General features: G+C 39.1%; 21 protein-coding genes. 13 read left to right on the forward strand and 8 right to left on the reverse strand.

The window, feature by feature from the left end; all coding sequences use genetic code 11:
* Positions 1-2: 2 nt before the first annotated feature.
* Together menB and J2Z40_RS17665 are read left to right on the forward strand one after the other, a co-directional pair.
* Positions 3-824, forward strand: coding sequence for a 1,4-dihydroxy-2-naphthoyl-CoA synthase (gene menB, locus J2Z40_RS17660; RefSeq protein ID WP_066397055.1), 822 nt, complete (start codon positions 3-5; stop codon positions 822-824).
* Between the two features lie 141 nt (positions 825-965).
* Complete coding sequence (locus J2Z40_RS17665; protein ID WP_066397054.1) at positions 966-2,441, forward strand: o-succinylbenzoate--CoA ligase; 1,476 nt, start codon at positions 966-968, stop codon at positions 2,439-2,441.
* Positions 2,442-2,480: 39 nt separating this feature from the next.
* Here J2Z40_RS17665 and J2Z40_RS17670 read toward each other — a convergent pair whose 3' ends face one another.
* Both J2Z40_RS17670 and J2Z40_RS17675 read right to left on the reverse strand, forming a co-directional pair.
* Positions 2,481-2,639 carry a DUF1540 domain-containing protein gene (locus tag J2Z40_RS17670; protein ID WP_066397051.1) on the reverse strand — a complete coding sequence of 53 codons (159 nt, stop codon included), beginning with the start codon at positions 2,637-2,639 and terminating at the stop codon, positions 2,481-2,483.
* Positions 2,640-2,782: 143 nt separating this feature from the next.
* Positions 2,783-3,739 (reverse strand): metal ABC transporter solute-binding protein, Zn/Mn family, encoded by a 957-nt coding sequence (locus tag J2Z40_RS17675; protein ID WP_066397049.1) that lies wholly within the window; start codon positions 3,737-3,739, stop codon positions 2,783-2,785.
* Positions 3,740-4,039: 300 nt separating this feature from the next.
* On the opposite strand from J2Z40_RS17675, the gene J2Z40_RS17680 reads away from it, so the two are divergent.
* Complete coding sequence (locus tag J2Z40_RS17680) at positions 4,040-4,603, forward strand: beta-class carbonic anhydrase (RefSeq protein WP_066397046.1); 564 nt, start codon at positions 4,040-4,042, stop codon at positions 4,601-4,603.
* Here J2Z40_RS17680 and yidD read toward each other — a convergent pair.
* Complete coding sequence (yidD, locus tag J2Z40_RS17685) at positions 4,600-4,839, reverse strand: membrane protein insertion efficiency factor YidD (RefSeq protein ID WP_066397043.1); 240 nt, start codon at positions 4,837-4,839, stop codon at positions 4,600-4,602. The genes J2Z40_RS17680 and yidD overlap by 4 nt on opposite strands.
* Before the next feature lie 268 nt (positions 4,840-5,107).
* On the opposite strand from yidD, the gene J2Z40_RS17690 reads away from it, so the two are divergent.
* On the forward strand, positions 5,108-5,581 hold the full coding sequence (locus J2Z40_RS17690; RefSeq protein ID WP_066397041.1) for an S-ribosylhomocysteine lyase: 474 nt from the start codon (positions 5,108-5,110) through the stop codon (positions 5,579-5,581).
* A 453-nt stretch (positions 5,582-6,034) separates the two neighbouring features.
* On the opposite strand, the gene ytzI is transcribed toward J2Z40_RS17690, so the two are convergent.
* Positions 6,035-6,205: a YtzI protein gene (gene ytzI, locus J2Z40_RS17695; RefSeq protein WP_083953948.1), complete on the reverse strand. Its 171-nt coding sequence runs from the start codon at positions 6,203-6,205 to the stop codon at positions 6,035-6,037.
* Between the two features lie 142 nt (positions 6,206-6,347).
* On the opposite strand from ytzI, the gene J2Z40_RS17700 reads away from it, so the two are divergent.
* On the forward strand, positions 6,348-6,785 hold the full coding sequence (locus J2Z40_RS17700; RefSeq protein ID WP_066397037.1) for a Dps family protein: 438 nt from the start codon (positions 6,348-6,350) through the stop codon (positions 6,783-6,785).
* A 198-nt stretch (positions 6,786-6,983) separates the two neighbouring features.
* Here the strand turns inward: J2Z40_RS17700 and J2Z40_RS17705 are convergent, their stop codons facing one another.
* Positions 6,984-7,241, reverse strand: coding sequence for a DUF6154 family protein (locus tag J2Z40_RS17705; protein ID WP_066397036.1), 258 nt, complete (start codon positions 7,239-7,241; stop codon positions 6,984-6,986).
* 611 nt (positions 7,242-7,852) lie between these two features.
* Between J2Z40_RS17705 and J2Z40_RS17710 the strand changes: the two genes are divergently transcribed.
* Positions 7,853-8,167 (forward strand): hydrolase, encoded by a 315-nt coding sequence (locus J2Z40_RS17710; RefSeq protein ID WP_066397035.1) that lies wholly within the window; start codon positions 7,853-7,855, stop codon positions 8,165-8,167.
* Between the two features lie 74 nt (positions 8,168-8,241).
* On the opposite strand, the gene J2Z40_RS17715 is transcribed toward J2Z40_RS17710, so the two are convergent.
* On the reverse strand, positions 8,242-9,126 hold the full coding sequence (locus J2Z40_RS17715; RefSeq protein WP_083953947.1) for a DUF6612 family protein: 885 nt from the start codon (positions 9,124-9,126) through the stop codon (positions 8,242-8,244).
* A 232-nt stretch (positions 9,127-9,358) separates the two neighbouring features.
* Here J2Z40_RS17715 and ytkD point away from each other — a divergent pair, with 232 nt between their 5' ends.
* The 7 genes from ytkD (at position 9,359) to asnB (ending at position 16,804) form a co-directional block, all read left to right on the forward strand.
* The gene (ytkD, locus tag J2Z40_RS17720; protein WP_066397027.1) at positions 9,359-9,826 is read left to right on the forward strand and encodes an RNA deprotection pyrophosphohydrolase; all 468 of its coding nucleotides are present in this window, start codon (positions 9,359-9,361) and stop codon (positions 9,824-9,826) included.
* Between the two features lie 15 nt (positions 9,827-9,841).
* Positions 9,842-10,630, forward strand: a complete 789-nt coding sequence (locus tag J2Z40_RS17725) for a helix-turn-helix domain-containing protein (protein WP_066397024.1) — start codon at positions 9,842-9,844, stop codon at positions 10,628-10,630.
* Positions 10,631-10,708: 78 nt separating this feature from the next.
* Positions 10,709-11,269, forward strand: a complete 561-nt coding sequence (locus tag J2Z40_RS17730; RefSeq protein ID WP_066397019.1) for a sugar O-acetyltransferase — start codon at positions 10,709-10,711, stop codon at positions 11,267-11,269.
* Positions 11,270-11,442: 173 nt separating this feature from the next.
* A complete protein-coding gene (locus J2Z40_RS17735) occupies positions 11,443-12,681 on the forward strand; it encodes an LL-diaminopimelate aminotransferase (RefSeq protein ID WP_066397017.1) in 1,239 nt (412 codons plus the stop codon).
* 13 nt (positions 12,682-12,694) lie between these two features.
* Complete coding sequence (dapF, locus tag J2Z40_RS17740; protein ID WP_066397016.1) at positions 12,695-13,555, forward strand: diaminopimelate epimerase; 861 nt, start codon at positions 12,695-12,697, stop codon at positions 13,553-13,555.
* A gap of 27 nt (positions 13,556-13,582) precedes the next feature.
* Positions 13,583-14,920 (forward strand): type I glutamate--ammonia ligase, encoded by a 1,338-nt coding sequence (gene glnA, locus J2Z40_RS17745; protein WP_066397015.1) that lies wholly within the window; start codon positions 13,583-13,585, stop codon positions 14,918-14,920.
* 33 nt (positions 14,921-14,953) lie between these two features.
* On the forward strand, positions 14,954-16,804 hold the full coding sequence (asnB, locus tag J2Z40_RS17750) for an asparagine synthase (glutamine-hydrolyzing) (protein WP_066397013.1): 1,851 nt from the start codon (positions 14,954-14,956) through the stop codon (positions 16,802-16,804).
* A gap of 34 nt (positions 16,805-16,838) precedes the next feature.
* Here the strand turns inward: asnB and J2Z40_RS17755 are convergent, their stop codons facing one another.
* On the reverse strand, positions 16,839-17,648 hold the full coding sequence (locus J2Z40_RS17755) for an ABC transporter permease (protein WP_066397010.1): 810 nt from the start codon (positions 17,646-17,648) through the stop codon (positions 16,839-16,841).
* Positions 17,626-18,405, reverse strand: coding sequence for an ABC transporter ATP-binding protein (locus J2Z40_RS17760; protein WP_066397008.1), 780 nt, complete (start codon positions 18,403-18,405; stop codon positions 17,626-17,628). The genes J2Z40_RS17755 and J2Z40_RS17760 overlap by 23 nt, the downstream gene beginning before the upstream one ends.
* Positions 18,406-18,891: the final 486 nt, after the last annotated feature.

The raw sequence follows: 18,891 nt of genomic DNA on the forward strand, positions 1-18,891 counted from the left end.
TAATGTCAGCAGTAGAATGGATTGCCGGAAAACAGTATCAAGAAATTATGTATGAAACATACAATGGAATTGCAAAGATTACAATTAATCGCCCTGAAAAGCATAATGCGTTTACACCAAGAACGGTGATGGAATTAATAGATGCATTTGCTTTTGCACGAGATGATTCAAATGTTGGTGTCATTATTTTAACAGGTGCTGGAGACAAAGCATTCTGTTCAGGTGGAGACCAATCTGTTCGTGGACATGGTGGATATGTGGGAGACGATCAAATCCCACGTTTAAATGTTCTTGATTTACAACGCTTAATTCGTGTGATTCCGAAACCAGTTATCGCAATGGTAAAGGGATATGCAATTGGCGGAGGACATGTATTACATATCGTTTGTGATTTAACAATTGCTGCAGATAATGCTGTATTTGGTCAAACTGGCCCGAAAGTCGGCAGCTTTGATGCGGGTTATGGCTCAGGCTATTTAGCAAGAATTGTCGGACATAAAAAAGCACGTGAAATTTGGTACTTATGCCGTCAATACAATGCACAAGAAGCATTGGATATGGGATTAGTGAATACGGTTGTTCCTCTTGCTGATGTAGAAGCAGAAACAATCAAATGGTGTGAAGAAATGCTTGAAAAGAGTCCAACAGCTCTTCGCTTCTTGAAAGCAGCATTTAATGCAGATACAGATGGACTTGCAGGAATCCAGCAATTTGCAGGAGACGCTACATTGCTTTACTATACAACAGAGGAAGCAAAAGAAGGCCGCGATGCGTTTAAAGAAAAGCGCAAGCCAGATTTTGGTCAATTCCCACGTTTTCCTTAAATCGATTGAACAGCTTGATGGGTATCTTCCATCAGGCTTTTTTATTAAGTACAATGAGTTTGGCAGATCTATTATCTATATCGGCTGATATCTACTATGAATGCTGGCGTTAAATTATTTGGAAATTGTGAGGAACATTAAATGACAAATCAATTCATACCTAATTTTATAAAAAAGCGTGCTTCTTTAACGCCAAATAGAGAGGCGATTGAATTTAAGGGGAAAACTTACACATTTTCTAAGCTATATGACAAATCCTATCAAATTGCTGGTCAATTATCTGCACTTGGTTTGAAAAAGGGTCAGTATGTTGGGGTACTGCTTAATAATCATGCGGATACAGCATTGATCTATGTAGCTTTCCAGCTGATTGGTTTGCGGGCGGTTATATTAAATAATCGATTAACATCAGCAGAGCTTGCCTGGCAATTGAAAGATTCTAAAGCGCAATTCGTCGTGACTGAGGAGGAATTCTCTGCAAAATGGCACTCCATACAAGAATCTCTTCCAAATTTAAAGGGAATTGTAAAAGAAGAATTAGTTGGGTCCGCATTTATTGCCCCAATTGTTGTTGATGAAGTAAATCTTGAGGATGTATGTACAGTGATGTATACGTCTGGGACGACAGGACACCCAAAAGGTGTTCTCCAAACTTATGGGAATCATTGGTGGAGTGCAGTTGGCTCTGCTCTAAATCTCGGACTTTCTGAGAAGGACTGCTGGCTTTGTGCGGTTCCGATGTTTCATATTAGCGGCTATTCAATTTTAATGAGAAGCCTGATTTATGGAATGAAGATTGTCATCCTTGACTCCTTTGATGAAAAAAATACGATCCAAAGGATTCACTCTGAAAAAGTTACGATCATGTCTGTCGTTGCGACGATGCTTCAGCGCATTGTTTCAGAATTAAAAGATGAGAGGTTGCCAGTTGATTTTCGCTGTATGCTGCTAGGCGGTGGGCCCGCACCTAAGACATTACTTGAACAATGCCTTACAAAGCAAATTCCTGTTTTTCAAACGTATGGAATGACAGAAACAGCTTCACAAATTGTGACACTAGCCCCTGAGGATAGCTTAAAGAAGCTAGGATCAGCAGGAAAGCCACTATTCCCTTCTGCACTTAAAATAATCAATGTGAATGGCAGAGAAGCAGAAGCCAATGAGGCTGGAGAGATTTTCGTAAAGGGGCCCAATGTAACTAGTGGTTATCTTAATCGAAAAGAGGAAACGGAAAAACAATTTGCTGGTCAATGGTTTTCAACAGGGGATATAGGCTATGTTGATGAAGAAGGTTTTCTGTATGTACTTGATCGGCGTTCAGATTTAATCATTTCTGGCGGGGAGAATATTTATCCTGCTGAAATCGAGGGTGTACTTGTTTCCCATCCTGCTATCACAGATGCAGGTGTGATTGGAATGAAGGATGAACAATGGGGAGAAGTGCCTGTTGCATTTGTCGTGACGAAAGATAACAATATCCAGGAAGAACTAATCCATTATTGTCAGCAACATTTAGCGAAATATAAAGTGCCAAAGCAAATTTCTTTTCTCGACGTTATGCCAAGAAATGCAGCAAAGAAAATCATGCGTAAAGAGCTGCGTAAATTGCTTGATTGAGGGGAAAATCATCAGAGGGAAATCCCTCTGATGAGATCATTATGAATACTCCGGTTCAAATGTTTTGCAATCTGTTTCCTTGCTATTATTTGCCGTATCCCCTTTATGGCTGACAACATAAATTTGTTCAGCTCCACATTTATTTCCACGTTCCCAGTACGTACAATTATTTACTTCACACAAGACATCTTTGGCCATTACGCTTCACTCCTCTGGATATCTTCGGTGGGGTTTGCCACCTATTATATTTTGTGGAGGTTAGGAAGTTCTGATTCCTTCCAATTGAAGGACTAACTGCTGCACTTATTGTAATAAAGAAAAAACCTACCAAAATTGGAGGTTTACTCATTTAATGCGGTATTCAATGCTTTTAAATTTGCTTCCATAATCGAAAAATAAGTCGCTTGATTTTTGATATCCTCATTTGTAAGTACTGATAGATTATGCAGTACTTGTGGTGCTGCACCAAGCTCCTTCTGAATAATTTCAGTAAGCTTTGTACTTACATTTTGTTCAAAAAACACATATTTTAATTGTTGTTTCTTTCCTTCAGCAATGATTTTTTCTAAATCCTTTTGTGTTGGTTCATCAGATGAGTTGAGGCCTGAAATACTTATTTGTTTCAAGCCGTAGCGTTCCTCCCAGTAACCATAGGCAGAATGCGAAACAATAATCTCCTTATGCTTTGCCTCTTGAATCGTTTGAGAGAAATCGGCATCTAGTTTTTCAAGCTCACTAGCGAGCTGCTGATAATTTGCTTCGAAATTCTCTTGCTGTTCTGGCATTTTTTTAATTAATGCCTGTTTGATTTCTTCAGCTAAATCCTTTGCATAAAGGGGATCCAGCCAGACATGTGGATCAATATCTCCGTGGTGGTGGCCGTCTTCATGATCGTGTTCATGATCATGATGATCTTCTTCCTTCGTACTAGCAGGCAGTAGTTGAACATTTTCTCCAGCAGCTAGCAAGACCACTTCTTCATTAGCTAACGTCTTTTGAGTTTTTTCAACAAATCCTTCCAATCCAAGTCCAACATAAATAAACAGGTCTGCTTCTGCTAATTTGATCATATCTTTTTGCGTAGGTTCAAATGAATGTTCATCTGAACCAGGGGGATACACAGTAGAAGTTTCCACGTAATCGCCGCCAATTCGATCAGTGAAATACTGTAATGGATAAACGGTCGTATAAATAGAGAGTTTCTGATTGTCTGTTTCTGTTGCCACTTCTTCATCTGATGTATTCGTACATCCAACTAAAACGGTTAGTAGGATTAAAAACAATACTAGCTTTTTCATGTAATCTCCTTTTCCCTTGAGGGGTGTTTCTATTTTTATTTATGTTCTTTTTAAAAGGCTCTTTTTTAAATGCGTGACATAGCAATAATCTTTATTTAAAAGATGCCAATTAACTTTATATTCTGAGAATAAATCGTATCTATTACGATTTAAATAACAAAAAAATAATCCGTAATCATTCCGATTCACAAAAGTAATTCTACAAAAAAAGTATGAAAAAATCAAGAGTAAAATTTGTTTAAAAGAACATTTTTTTGTATCCTTTAATTAGAACAAATTTATGAAGCAAGGAGAAAGAAAATGAGACTACTTGAAGAGATTCTAGATTTCAATGAACAATTTGTAGAAGAAAAAAAATACGAAAAATACACAACAACCAAATTGCCTAATAAAAAAATGGTTTTATTAACATGTATGGATACACGCTTAGTTGAATTGCTTCCAAAAGCATTAAATGTAAAAAATGGTGATGTGAAGCTTGTTAAAAATGCTGGTGCACTTGTTACACATCCATTTGGTAGTATTATGAGAAGCTTGCTAGTTGCTGTTTATCAGCTTCAGGCAGAAGAAGTATTAATTATTGGCCACCATGATTGTGGAATGAGCGGAATGAAGCCTGATGGCATAATGGAAAGTATGAGGAAGCGTGGGAAATCAGAAGCTGCTTTAGATACAATTACATATTCAGGTGTGGATGTAAAGGAATGGCTAAGAGGCTTTGAAAATGTAGAAGAAAGTGTTGCTCATAGTGTGAAAATGGTGAAAAAACATCCATTAATGCCAGATGATATTCCTGTACATGGATTAGTCATTCACCCAAGTACTGGGAAACTAGATCTTGTTGTTAATGGATATGAAAATTAATTCATGTCCTTTTTCGCTTTTCTTTCTGGAACGAGATCAATTCCACCTGGATGAAAGGGATGGCATTTTAAGATGCGTCTAATCGCTAGCCATCCGCCTTTTAATGCCCCAAATCTTTTTACGGATTCAAGTCCGTAATGAGAGCAGGTCGGATAAAAACGGCAAGTAGGCGGCTTTAACGGGGAAATAACAATTTGGTAAAAACGAATGACTCCAATCATTATTTTTTTCAGCAAGTTTATCATTCCTATCTTTCGTTTATATTCTTCTCTAAAAGATTGTTATTAATGGTCTGGTTGATTGGAGCACACGTACGCGGAAATCAACCTTTACCAACTTTATCTCATCAACAACAATGTTTATGAAAACAGCATTCATTTATATCTACGTAAAAGATAGCATATAAATAAATTTTAGTCGAAAAATAAATTCCTTATTTTGTTGATGAAATTACTCGGAATTTACGTTACAATAAAGGAAGCATAATTAAAGGAGTGAACGTAAATGCCATCAGTTGAAAGTTTTGAATTAGATCATAATGCGGTTAAAGCACCATATGTCCGCCACTGTGGAGTGCATAAAGTGGGAACAGATGGAGTTGTAAATAAATTCGATATCCGTTTTTGTCAGCCGAATAAACAAGCAATGAAGCCAGATGCGATTCATACATTAGAGCATCTTCTTGCCTTTAATATTCGAACCTATTCGGAAAAGTACGATCACTTTGATATTATTGATATTTCACCTATGGGTTGTCAAACAGGATTTTACTTAGTTGTAAGTGGTGAACCAACTGTTGAAGAAATGATTGATTTACTCGATGATACAATGAAGGCTGCTGTTGAAATTACAGAGATTCCAGCTGCAAATGAAAAGCAGTGTGGTCAAGCAAAGCTTCATGATCTAGAAGGTGCCAAGCGTTTAATGCGTTTTTGGTTGGAGCAATCAAAGGAAGAATTGAAGCAAGTATTCGCATAATAAAATAAAAACCGGACTGATCCAAGAAATCAGTCCGGTTTTTATTTTGGGATTTTTTCTAAAAGAGTGTTTTTTACAAATCAAATGTAAGAATGAATAGTTCACCAAATAGGTCGGTTGATTGGAGCGGAAGGTGCGAGATCCTCGAAAATGCTGTCGCATTTCCTTCGTGCGCTGTGAATCCAAAGAAGCTTATTCAATGTCCTGTGGGATGCGTTGGACAGATGAGACCCCGCAGGAGCGTGAGCGACGAGGAGGCTCAGCGCCAACCCCACGGAAAGCGAGCACACGTGCGCGGAAATCAACCTTTACCAAAATTATGTGTAAAATAGCAACATTTGTGAAAACAGCCTTATTTTATTTAGGAAAATTCATATTTGCCCATCACATTTTGATTAGACAAAGTTCCTACTTGCTAACGTAAAAGCACAGATCTTAAGACAAATCTAGCTTCTAATGTGCTTGCGTACTTGTTCTGGATTTTCCATCTTGATTTTGATTAGGTAGTGGATCAATTGAATCAACTGTGTGCTTAAATTTATATGCCTTTGAGGTTGTAATGACACATAAAAAAATAATAACCGCAACAATAATGAAAGAAACAACTAATAATATGGCAATCATGAACAATCCTCCTTTTTTTCTATTCCTTTATGCAAACACATAATGACTGCAATAAATAAAGTATCTTTATTCATTTTACCATGAAGTTGCCATGTTTAGGACGAAAGAGCTGAGGGTAATATAAAATTGGGAGGTTGATTAGATGAGTGATAAATTAATCCAAGCAGTAAATAAACAAGTGGCAAATTGGACAGTCCTGTATATGAAGCTGCATAACTATCATTGGTATATAAAAGGCCGCCACTTCTTTACATTGCATGAAAAATTTGAAGAGCTTTATAATGAAGCGAATCAGCATATTGATGAGTTGGCGGAGCGTATTCTTTCCCTTGAAGGAAGCCCAGTTGGAACAATGAAGGCATGTCTTGAAATGGCTTCGATTGAAGAGGCAGCGGGGAATGAAATGGAAGAGGATATGGTTAAGGCTATTTGTGCGGACTTTATCAAAATGGCGGACGAGCTTCAGGAAGGGATTCAATTAGCAGAGGAAGCAAATGATGAAGGCACCGGGGACATGCTAATTGCAATTAAGCAAAGCTTGAAAAAACATATTTGGATGCTAAAAGCATACTTAGGATAGGATAGTAAACACAAAAAAGGATGGTTTCTGTAATGGGTGAAAACTCTTAGAAACCATCCTTTTTCATTCAATCTTTTGTGATTGCATGCCTTATCCTGCAGCAACGGGAAGTATGCACCCACTGACTCAAAGCTGTACCAAGGAATAAGCATAGGAAATCGACATGCATAAGTATTGGAGCTTAAAATATGTATGTGATTAATGAATATTCCGCTGGTGGATGGCAGGGTTACGCTGCTGTCTGAAATCCTCATTGGCAAATTTGCCTTTCAAGCTTTCGATTAAATAAAGGCCCATTAAATCGTATAGCTCCTGATTATTTAAATCGTTGATCATGCTTAATAAATCTTCGCGACTCATTTCTTCTAAAAAGGCGAAGGCAAGCATATCGATATCTTCTTCGTCTCCTGTTAACTTATCCCGATAAAGTTCATATAGTTCATCAATAATTTTCATGAAGTCACCTCCCGATGAAGTGTTTATTTCTCTTATTGTATACTTAATTCCTACTTAAGATGATAAAAAATTATCTTTTATGTCAAAATTTTAATTTCTGCCTTATTTTTATTGACGGATTAGCAGGTAAATGATTTTTAAAGTAAGGTTGTTTTCTTAAACATTGTTGCTATTTTACACATAATTGGTAAAGGTTGATTTCCGCGCACGTGTGCTCCCTTTCCGCGGGGTAGTCCGCTTGAGCCTCCTCGTCGCTAACGCTCCTGCGGGGTCTCAGCTGTCCTACGCATCCCGCAGGACATTGAGTAAACTCCTTAGAATTCACACCGCACGAAGGAAATGCGACAGCATTTTTGAGGATCTCGCACCTTCCGCTCCAATCAACCGACCTATTTGGTAAACCATTCATTCTAACGATTGTTTTAAAAACAACAAACATTTAGAAAGGAGTTTAAAGAAAAGAAAAGTTCCTAATTAAGATTGTAAATCATCCTATGTTGGCTTATCTTTCCCTTCTAGCATATGTAAATTTCATCCGAATGTCAGCAAAATGAGATTATTTTATTTCAAATGTGGGAAATGATAAGTAAAGAAAAAGGGGGATGACCAAGATGATGAATGATAAAAAAACGTATTATATAATGGTTGCCCAAGGTGAAATTACTCAAAGTGCAACTGATTCTCCATGGGATTTCAAAATAGAAGCAACGGAAGCTGAGATTCAAGAATTACGCGGATATTTTACTAACACGAACGAAAATGATTGGGTTTCCTTTTGGCGTGCGCATGTTCCATTTTTAGAATATCATCATGATCAATCCAATGATCGGTATGATCACACACTCCAAAAAGTATATGGGCTTATTTATGAGCTTGGGGATGCAGAGGCAAAAAGCCATATTGAGCAGATGGGTGTTTTAAAATAGGAAAAGGCAAGCAATATCTCATCTTCCGGATGGAAAAAAGGAAATCGGCTAACGAATCCGATTTCCTCTGTATGCTACATTCCCATGTCAACAGCTGAATCAATTACTTCCTGTGGAATGACAATTTCATCAATCTCATTATAGCTTGAATATTGTCCATTCATGGATTGTACTAATGAAATTGTTTGTCCTTCAATTGTCATATCCATATCCATATTCATAATTAAAGCAGATGGGTAGAAGGTTTCTTTATTTATAAGAATTTCATAATCAACTGCATTCACATTCATATTATTGAGTACTTCCTCAAGAGCCATTTCTGGAGGCAATTGCTCTGCAGCAGTTGCTTTTATAAAGTCGTTAAACTTATCACCAGAGGCTTTTAATTTAAGAATATAGTTAGATGAATCCTGCTCAAAGGTGAAATCCTCCACGAATTGCTGTAATTTTTTCAGTTCTTCACTCGGATTGGGCTGTTGCTGTCCAGCCATTTGAAGGAAAGCTTCCGTCATTTCTTGAGGAAATTTCATCCATTGGCTACTTTCAGGTTCATAGAGAAACATCCCGTCTGCAGAAAAATAGCTTTCCATCTCAAAGCTTTCGGATTCTTCACCTAAAGACATCTTCATTTTTTGATAATAAGCCATCGGTTCTGTTACGACACTCATATCAATTACTGAACTTGTTTTCATATTTAGTTCCTCTTGATCAGAGCTCATCTCCTGAGTCATTTCCATTTGTACGGCAAAGCTTTTTAAAGTTTCAGAGGCTTCTGCTGATTTGTTGAATACCTCTTCTAATGTTAATTCAGATGCTTTTTCTTCTGCAGCTTCTCCCTCTTTGTCAGCTACAGGTGTTTCTTCCTCGTTTGGTTCATTTACAGGCTCTGCCGTTTGATTGCAAGCAGCTAGCATGAAAATGAGTAATAAGCCTGTTAGAATAGATAATGATTTTTTCAAAATAAGACATCCCCTTTACGATTAATCAATTAAATGCACAGTAAAACCATTTGGAAGATTCATAGTCCAATAAAGTTCTACGCCTTATTCTACATGAAAAAATTAGTAAAAGTTTCAAAAAATGATAATTTGTTACTTTTATCATAAAGAATGCAATGATTAAATATGTCATTAGTCACGCGAAAAAATCAACGGTATAATTGTTTTATAAATTATGAAGTGAGGGATTCAAGTGAAGACATTCACAGATGCAAATGGGGGATTCGTGCGGCTGGCTTTTACGAGTCATGCATTTGATCAGCGACCAGCACATGTATTAGTTATAGGTAAAAAGGATGGAAAATGGCTGTTAACGAAGCATAAAATAAGAGGCCTGGAGTTTCCGGGGGGAAAGATTGAAAACGGGGAAACGATTGAAGAGGCTGCTCGACGTGAAGTTTTCGAGGAAACAGGTGCAACTGTGTCATCCATTAGATTAATCGGGGAATACGAAGTGACACTAAATGGAGAAAGTTTTGTAAAGGCTATTTGCTATTGTGTGGTGGATGAGCTCAAGGATAATGAACATTATTTTGAAACGAACGGTCCAGTACTTGTGGAAGGCAATCTTTTAGAATTAAGATGGGGCGTTGAGTATAGCTTTATTATGAAGGATCAAGTTACAGAGGAGAGCATTGCAAGAATCGAACGATTGGATTAAGAGAGGGAGAGCGTGATGCTACATTTGAATCCAGAAGCTTTTATTTTGAAACCTGCTTTCGCGACAATTCATTGTGAGCCAAATTGGCAATGGAGAAAGAGGGATCTGCCATTGCCAAATTATGATTTATTCTATGTGTGGAGTGGGAAGGGAACAGTCACTCTTAATGGGAAGGAATATGAGATACAGAAGGGAAGCTGTTTTTTATTCAAGCCTGGTGATTGGACAACAGCCACACATGAACGGCAAAGCCCGCTTGTGCTCAGTTACATCCATTTCGATATCGATGAAATCCCTGAATTCATGCCTAAGTCGTATCGCATTGTGCAGGATCGGATCCCTTTCGAATCTTTATTAACCAGATATGTCCGATTATTTTTATTCAAAACGTTCGGAGCAGAAATTGAAGCGAAACTAATATTAAAACAATTAATGATCCATCTATTAAGAGAAGAGCGTGAAATGATTCAAAGACTAGAACATGTTAGCAATGACATTCTTGAAACGATTCGAGAAATTGCTAATTTCATCCAACAGCATCCAGGAAATTCACATTCGATAGAAAGCTTAGCTAATCGAGCCAATCTATCTCCACGCTATTTTTCCCAAAAGTTTAAAGAAATCATCGGCCACACGGTTACGAATTATATCATCCGCTCAAGGATTGATCGTGCCGAGCATTTGCTACATAACATGGGGATGACCGTAACCGAAGCAGCCGACGCCCTCGGTTACAAAGACCTTCACTTTTTTAGTAGGCAATTTAAAAAGTATACAGGGAAGAATCCTTCGGAAATACGGTGAAAGGATTAGTTAAAATCTCCTGTTGAGTATTCAAAATGTTAGAATTGACAAATAAAGTTCTAAAAGGAAGATGCTCTAATGAAAACAGAAAAAGAAAAAATGCTAGCGGGAGAAATGTATGATCCTGTTGATCCGATCTTATTAAAGGAACGTGAGGAAGCAAGGCGCAAGGTTAGGATATATAATCAAACGATAGAAACGGAAAGAGAAAGGCGCACAAAATTATTAAAAGAATTACTGGGGTCCACTGGCGAAGAGGTATATATGGAGCCCAATATACGTTTTGATTACGGGTACAACACATATGTAGGTGAGAATTTTTTTGCTAACTTTGATTGTACGATTTTAGATGTTTGCGAAGTCCGATTTGGGGATAATTGTATGCTTGCGCCAGGGGTACAAATCTATACTGCAACACATCCTCTTAACCCAACTGAACGTAATACAGGGAAAGAGTATGGAAAACCGATTACTTTTGGAAACAATGTGTGGATTGGTGGCAGTGCAGTAATTAATCCAGGTGTAACTATAGGGAATAATGTTGTTATTGCTTCAGGGGCAGTCGTTATAAAAGATGTACCAGATAATGTTGTAGTTGGCGGCAATCCAGCAAAGATAATTAAAAATATTGAAATCTAAAGAAGGGGCGATCCAACCGACCATATTGGATCGCCCCTTCTTTCTGTTTTTTTTAAAAAGTTATGTAAAAAAGTGCAAATATTTACTAATTGGGTGTAAATCAAAATGGCTTTTTGAATGATAAAATATATCATATTATTTTAGATTAGCAGGCCAACAATGGAGGATTTACGATGACAACCGATTATATTCAACACTTGTTTGCAGACCGAATAGGCGGACTTCAATTTGGATTGAAAGAAGAGATCTATAAATTCGCAAAGATTAAACGAGCCAAAAAAGAAGCCATTCAAGCAAATCCACATATGGAGCTGATTGATTTGGGAGTTGGTGAACCTGATGAAATGGCAGATGAGAGGGTCGTATACAAATTAGCAGAAGAAGCTGGCAAGCCTGAAAACCGCTTTTATGCAGATAATGGGATTAGTGAGTTTAAGCAAGCGGCTGCCTCTTATATGGAAAAGGTGTTTGGGGTAACTCATCTTGATCCTGTAAAAGAAATGAATCATGTAATTGGTTCGAAGTCAGCATTGGCGATGGTGCCGACAGCCTTCATTAATCCTGGAGATCTTACCATTATGCCTTCGCCTAGTTACCCAATTTTAGCTACCCATACGAAATATTGTGGAGGGGATGTAGTTCAGCTTCCGCTTACTGAAGAAAATTCATTTCTGCCTGAGCTAGATTCGTTGAGTGATCGTGTCCTAGAAAAGGCGAAGCTCCTGTATTTAAATTACCCGAATAACCCGACAGGAGCGGTGGCAACTGCAGCATTTTTTGAAGAAGTTGTTCAATTTGCTAAGAAGCATCAGCTGATTGTCGTTCATGATGCTGCGTATTCAGCTCTTGTATTTGAGGGGGAAAAGCCGCTAAGTTTCTTATCTGTGCCAGGTGCGAAAGATGTGGGCATAGAGCTTCATTCTTTGTCGAAATCATTCAATATGACAGGATGGCGTATTGGGTTTATTGCAGGGAATGAACAGCTTGTAAAGGCATTTGCTACGGTTAAGGATAATCATGATTCCGGTCAATTCATTGCCATTCAGAAAGCAGCTGCCTATGCCCTAGCACATCCGGAAATAACGGAGCATACTACCGCAAAGTATTCGAGGCGGCATGATTGGCTAGCAAAAGCATTGAGAGAATGTGGCTTTCATGCGGAGAAGCCAAAGGGATCCTTTTTTTTATACACGAAGGCCCCTAAAGCAGTAGCAGGTGGTCCAACGTTTCAATCAGCCGAAGCTTTCAGCCAATATTTAATACGTGAGCATTTAATCTCTACTGTACCATGGGATGAGGCAGGTCCATATATCCGCTTTTCCGTTACTTTTCAAGCAAAGGGGATCAAGGAAGAGTTACAAGTAATTGAAGAATTAAAAGAGAGATTACGTCGAGACAAATTCATTTTTTAAAAGGAGGGGACCTATGCAATTTACGAAAATGCATGGTTTAGGAAACAATTATATCTTTTTTAATTTATTAGAAATGCCGATGGATAATCAGGATTTTGAACAGCTTGCTCGAACCGTTTCCAATGTAAATACTGGCATTGGATCAGATGGCATGATTTTAATTTGTCCCTCAGAAGTAGCTGATTACAAAATGAGGATTTTTAATGAAGACGGGTCAGAAGGGAAGAATTGTGGGAATGGGTTGCGATGCGTAGCGAAATATCTTTTCGATCACATGTATGCGACAAGCACAGCGTTTTCAATTGAAACATTAGGCGGAATTGTTCATGTCAAGGTGGAACCAGATAAAAAGCGGATTGTTCAATCGGTAACCATTGATATGGGAAAGCCGCAATTGACGAAAGAAATGATCCCAATGAAAGGAGATCCAGAAACACAGACGATAAATGAACAGCTGGAAATTGGTGAGCGAAGTTTTCAAATGACATGCGTTTCCATGGGAAATCCACATGCAATAATATTTGTTGATGATGTAGAAGCTTTTCCATTAGAAGAAATTGGTCCTGAAATAGAGAATGCTGATTTATTTCCCGAACGGGTAAACTTAGGCATTGTTCAAGTGAAAAGCCGTCATGAGATTCATTACCGTGTATGGGAGAGAGGGTCAGGGATAACGATGGCCTGTGGCACGGGTGCCTGTGCGGCTGTTGTTGCAGCCACATTAAATCACTTAGTTGATCGGTATATTCCTATTACCGTTCATCTCCCAGGAGGTCAGCTGACGATACGTTGGGATGAAAATAATCATGTTTGGAAACGGGGAGAAGCGGCTTACATTTGCTATGGAGAATTCATCACGGATACAATTTTTTAACAAAAAATAAATTGGGAGGAAAATAAGATGGCAAAGTCTTATAGCAAAGAGGAAATTATTAAAATCACTAAAGAGGAAAATGTCCGCTACATTCGTTTGCAGTTTACTGATTTATTTGGAACGATAAAAAATGTGGAAATTCCGATCAGCCAGCTTCCAAAAGCATTGGATAATAAAATGATGTTCGATGGTTCGTCCATTGAGGGATTTGTCCGTATTGAAGAGTCGGATATGTATTTATATCCAGACTTAGACACCTTTGTTATTTTTCCGTGGATTGCTGAAAAAGGCAAGGTTGCTCGCTTGATTTGTGATATCTTTCATCCAGGTGGCACCCCATTTGAAGGCGATCCCCGCAGCAATTTAAAACGAATGCTAAACGAAATGAAGCAATTAGGATTTACGGACTTTAATGTGGGACCAGAGCCTGAGTTTTTCCTATTTAAGCTTGATGAAAGTGGCGAGCCAACACTTGAGCTAAATGATCAAGGAGGCTATTTTGACTTAGCACCGACAGATCTAGGAGAAAATTGCCGTCGAGATATTGTTTTAGAGCTAGAAGAAATGGGCTTTGAGGTCGAGGCCTCTCACCATGAAGTAGCACCTGGGCAGCATGAAATAGACTTTAAATATCAAAATGCCTTGAAAGCCTGTGATGATATTCAAACCTTTAAGCTTGTTGTGAAGTCAATTGCGAGAAAGCATGGGCTGCATGCGACATTCATGCCGAAGCCATTATTTGGGGTGAATGGGTCAGGGATGCATAGCAATCTATCCTTATTTAAAAACGGGGTGAATGCCTTCTATGATCCTAGTGGTGCACTTGAGTTAAGTGAGACAGCAAGACAGTTTATCGCGGGAATCTTACACCATGCACCGAACTTTACTGCGATTACCAATCCAACAGTTAATTCGTATAAAAGATTAGTCCCAGGCTACGAAGCACCATGCTATGTTGCTTGGTCTGCAAGAAACAGAAGTCCTCTTATTCGTATCCCTGCCTCCAGAGGGTTAAGTACACGTGTTGAAGTGAGAAGTGTCGACCCTGCTGCTAATCCATATTTAGCGATGGCTGTTCTACTTGCAGCCGGCTTAGATGGAATTAAAAATCAATTCATACCGAAAGCTCCAGTCGATCGTAACATTTATGTCATGTCTAAAGAAGAGCGTGTTGAAAATGGGATTGTTGATTTGCCATCCACTCTTGCGCAAGCACTTGAAAATTTAAAAACCGATGAAGTGATAACAAGTGCGTTAGGCGTTCATCTGTTTGAACATTTTATTGAAGCGAAAGAAATTGAGTGGGATATGTTCCGAACGCAAGTACATCCATGGGAGCGGGAACAGTATATTTTACAATATTAATAGACAAAAAATAATGAAAGAGTGTGATCATCTGTGTGTGGAATAACAGGATGGATTGATTGGCATCGTGATTTGACAAAGGACGAATTCATCGTGGGAAAAATGGCGGAGTCTTTAGCTAAGCGTGGTCCAGATGCTTCTAATGTCTGGAGTACGCGTCATGCCTCACTTGGCCATAAACGTCTAATTGTTGTTGACCCTGAAGGCGGCGCACAGCCAATGACGAAGGAGAAAAACGGCAAATTGTATACGATGGTCTACAATGGAGAGCTTTATAATACGGAGGATATTCGTAAAGAGCTCATCCGTAGAGGACATTCGTTCAAAAGCCATTCTGATACAGAAGTGCTGTTGACTGCATATATAGAGTGGGAAGAAGGCTGTATAGCACACTTAAACGGTATTTTTGCCTTTGCGGTCTGGGATCATCAAAATGAGAAGCTTTTTATGGCGAGAGATCGATTAGGTGTGAAGCCGTTATTTTATAAAGAGGAGTCTGGGGCATTATTGTTTGGTTCAGAGTTAAAGGCAATTTTGGCGCATCCGAATGTAAAGGCAGAGGTAGACCGTGAAGGACTTCAAGAAGTGTTCGGACTAGGGCCATCGAAAACACCAGGGCATGGAATCTTTCGAGGCGTTAAGGAACTTCGCCCTGCTCATGCACTTATCTATTCTCGAAATGGGATGAGAATTTGGCGTTATTGGAATGTGGAAAGCAAGAAGCATACGGATTCACTTGAAGAAACGGTTGATCAGGTGAGGTCCCTAGTTAAGGATGCAGTTGAACGTCAATTGGTTGCAGATGTTCCGGTTTGTACCTTTTTATCAGGCGGTATTGATTCAAGTGCCCTAAGTGCCTTTGCTTCAGCTTATTTTAAAAAAGAAGGAAGAGGACAGCTCCATACGTATTCAATCGATTATGATCGCAATAGTGAGTATTTCAAGGCAAGTATGTTTCAGCCTGATCAGGATGGTCCATGGATCAAGAAGATGCAGCAGCATTTGGGCTCGATTCATCACTCAGCCGTTATTGATAATGAGCAGCTGGCAAACCGCTTGGAAGATGCAGTGCTTATGAAGGATCTGCCAGGGATGGCGGATGTGGACTCTTCCCTCTTATGGTTTTGTGAGCAAATAAAGCAAGACTTTACAGTTGCGTTGTCAGGTGAATGTGCGGATGAAATTTTCGGTGGGTACCCATGGTTTTATAAAGAGGAATTACTTAATACGGAGGGCTTTCCTTGGATGCGATCACAAGCTGAAAGAGAACAGCTGCTTCTGCCAAAGTGGCAGAAAAAGCTGAATTTACAAGGATATGTACAGGACCGATATAACGAAACAGTGGCAGAAACCCCTCAATTGGACGGGGAAACGGAAACAGAAGCCCGCCGTCGGGAAATGTTCTATTTAAATATGGTTTGGTTTATGCAAACATTGCTTGACCGCAAAGATCGCATGAGCATGGGAGCAAGCTTAGAGGTGCGTGTACCGTTTGCTGATCATCGCATTGTTGAATATGCTTGGAATATCCCATGGGAAATGAAAATGCTAAATGGCCGTGAAAAAGGTATTCTACGTAAAGCACTGGAAGGTATTCTTCCAAATGAAGTACTATACCGTAAAAAAAGTCCCTATCCAAAAACCTATCATCCACAATATATGAATCTAGTCAAAAATAAGCTAACGGCGATCCTCAATAATAAAAACGCTCCAATCCTAGAACTTATCTCCAAACAAAAGGTTCAAGACATCATCGATTCAAATGGATCCTCATTCAAGGTGCCCTGGTATGGGCAGCTAATGACAGGACCACAGCTCATCGCGCATTTATCACAGATGAATATTTGGCTTGAACAGTATCGAATTAATATCATTGATCGTTAAAAGAAGGTCATAAGAAAAGTGGAAGCCCCTTTTCTTATGACCCATTTTTAATTAATTTTCTTTCTAGCAATTCAACAAGCTGATACATAATCGTCGCGAATACGGCAATCACGAGCAAGGAAAGCATCACTAATGTAAAATTAAACACTTGGAAGCCGTAGATAATCATATACCCGAGCCCTTTTGAGGCGACAAGGAATTCTCCAACAATGACACCGACCCATGAGAGACCGACATTGACTTTTAATGTGGAGATAATGACTGGGAAAGAAGCGGGCAGGATCGCTTCTTTGAAAATTTGAAACCTCGTTGCACCAAAGGTTTGCAGTACTTTCATATAATTGGGATCGACTTCTTTAAAAGCGGTGTAGACGACAATGGTCGTGATGATAATCGATATAATCGCACCCATCGCAACGATAGAAGTGAAGCTAGGACCTAGAGCAACGATCAAAATCGGACCGAGTGCCACTTTGGGCATTGAATTAAGGACAACTAAATAAGGATCAGCAATTTTTGAAAGCATTGGTGACCACCAAAGAATCGCTGCAAGTATAGTACCAAGTACGGTTCCAAGGATAAAACCAAATACGGTTTCAGATAGTGTATAGCTTAAATCAACAAATAGCGTTCCGTCCTGAACTTTTGTGAGAAAAAGCGTCCAAACCTTTGACGGTGAACTGAAAATTAACGGATCAACCCATTGATTTCTACTAGCAAGCTCCCAGCCAGAGAAAAAGACGAGAAATATAATCAGCTGGTAAAAACGAACCCATTTCTTTTCCCGCTTCAATGATTGAAGATATTTTTGATGGAGTTGATTAATATGTGTCTGTGGATTCAAGGGATTCCAGCTCCTTCCAGACAGTCTGAAAAATACTTGAATATAATTCGTGATTGCGTGCGTGAAAAGGTGTTGCATCCCTTATTTCATCTGGCATTTCAAACGTTTGATGAATCGTGCCAGGTCTTGAAGAGAAAAGGAAAATTCGGTCGCTCATTGCAATCGCTTCACCGATATCATGAGTAACAAGAATTGCTGTTTTTCCTAAAGATTTTAATGTGTTAGAAACATGGTCCTCCAGCTTAAGCTTTGTTTGGTAATCCAGGGCAGAAAATGGCTCATCAAGCATAAGCAGCTTTGGCTCAGTTGCTAAAGTCCTTACTAAAGCGACACGCTGCCTCATTCCTCCAGATAATTGTTTCGGGTATTGCTTTTCGACCCCTTTTAGCCCCATTTTTTCTAGCAAGGTGAGTGCATAATCTCTTTTAGAATTATCCAGACTTCCCTCTATCTTAAAGCCAATTAAGATGTTTTCTTCGATTGTTTTCCAGGGGAAAAGATAATCCTGCTGAAGCATATAGCCAATCTTCTTACTCGCATTGTTTACATCGGTGCCTTCTAATGTGACTGTTCCAGCGGTTGGTTCCACTAATCCAGCGATAATAGAAAGCAGCGTAGTCTTTCCACAGCCACTTGGGCCAAGGAAGGAAATAAATTCTCCCTCCTTAATTTCAAGGGAAATATCGGAGAGGGCCGTTGTGGCAGAGTTTTTTGTAAAATACGTATGGTGAATCCCTTGTAAACTTAAAAAATCCATTGGTGCCCTCCTTTGTTTTAAAGAAAGTAATTTAAATACTGGCAAACTAAAAATACTAGTTAAGATCATTTCCGAGACGACATAGCTGTCTTATGTCTCCCGAAAAAGTCATCAACTTGTGAAACCGGTCGCCAAGACTGCTCATGTCTCCCGAAAAAGTCATCAACTTGTGAAACCGGTCGCCAAGACTAGCTCATGTCTCCCGAAAAAGTCAACAACTTGTGAAACCGGTCGCCAAGACTAGTTCATGGCCCCCGAAAAAGTCATCAACTTGTGAAATCGGTCTTCATGACTGTCTCATGTCTCCCGAAAAAGTCATCAACTTGTGAAACCGGTCGCCAAGACTAGCTCATGTCTCCCGAAAAAGTCATCAACTTGTGAAACCGGTCGCCATGACTGTCTCATGTCTCCCGAAAAAGTCATCAACTTGTGAAACCGGTCGCCAAGACTAGCTCATGTCTCCCGAAAAAGTCATCAACTTGTGAA

Origin of the sequence: Cytobacillus eiseniae, assembly GCF_017874625.1 — a bacterium.
GTDB lineage: Bacteria > Bacillota > Bacilli > Bacillales > Cytobacillaceae > Cytobacillus > Cytobacillus eiseniae.

Coding starts and splice junctions, on each gene's coding strand:
- ytzI (WP_083953948.1), bottom strand. CDS start 6,205: ATGATTGCCATATTATTAGTTGTTTCTTTCATTATTGTTGCGGTTATT.
- J2Z40_RS17690 (WP_066397041.1), top strand. CDS start 5,108: ATGCCATCAGTTGAAAGTTTTGAATTAGATCATAATGCGGTTAAAGCA.
- J2Z40_RS17665 (WP_066397054.1), top strand. CDS start 966: ATGACAAATCAATTCATACCTAATTTTATAAAAAAGCGTGCTTCTTTA.
- J2Z40_RS17680 (WP_066397046.1), top strand. CDS start 4,040: ATGAGACTACTTGAAGAGATTCTAGATTTCAATGAACAATTTGTAGAA.
- J2Z40_RS17675 (WP_066397049.1), bottom strand. CDS start 3,739: ATGAAAAAGCTAGTATTGTTTTTAATCCTACTAACCGTTTTAGTTGGA.
- glnA (WP_066397015.1), top strand. CDS start 13,583: ATGGCAAAGTCTTATAGCAAAGAGGAAATTATTAAAATCACTAAAGAG.
- J2Z40_RS17710 (WP_066397035.1), top strand. CDS start 7,853: ATGATGAATGATAAAAAAACGTATTATATAATGGTTGCCCAAGGTGAA.
- J2Z40_RS17735 (WP_066397017.1), top strand. CDS start 11,443: ATGACAACCGATTATATTCAACACTTGTTTGCAGACCGAATAGGCGGA.
- J2Z40_RS17730 (WP_066397019.1), top strand. CDS start 10,709: ATGAAAACAGAAAAAGAAAAAATGCTAGCGGGAGAAATGTATGATCCT.
- J2Z40_RS17760 (WP_066397008.1), bottom strand. CDS start 18,405: ATGGATTTTTTAAGTTTACAAGGGATTCACCATACGTATTTTACAAAA.
- menB (WP_066397055.1), top strand. CDS start 3: ATGTCAGCAGTAGAATGGATTGCCGGAAAACAGTATCAAGAAATTATG.
- J2Z40_RS17670 (WP_066397051.1), bottom strand. CDS start 2,639: ATGGCCAAAGATGTCTTGTGTGAAGTAAATAATTGTACGTACTGGGAA.
- J2Z40_RS17705 (WP_066397036.1), bottom strand. CDS start 7,241: ATGAAAATTATTGATGAACTATATGAACTTTATCGGGATAAGTTAACA.
- J2Z40_RS17725 (WP_066397024.1), top strand. CDS start 9,842: ATGCTACATTTGAATCCAGAAGCTTTTATTTTGAAACCTGCTTTCGCG.
- J2Z40_RS17700 (WP_066397037.1), top strand. CDS start 6,348: ATGAGTGATAAATTAATCCAAGCAGTAAATAAACAAGTGGCAAATTGG.
- dapF (WP_066397016.1), top strand. CDS start 12,695: ATGCAATTTACGAAAATGCATGGTTTAGGAAACAATTATATCTTTTTT.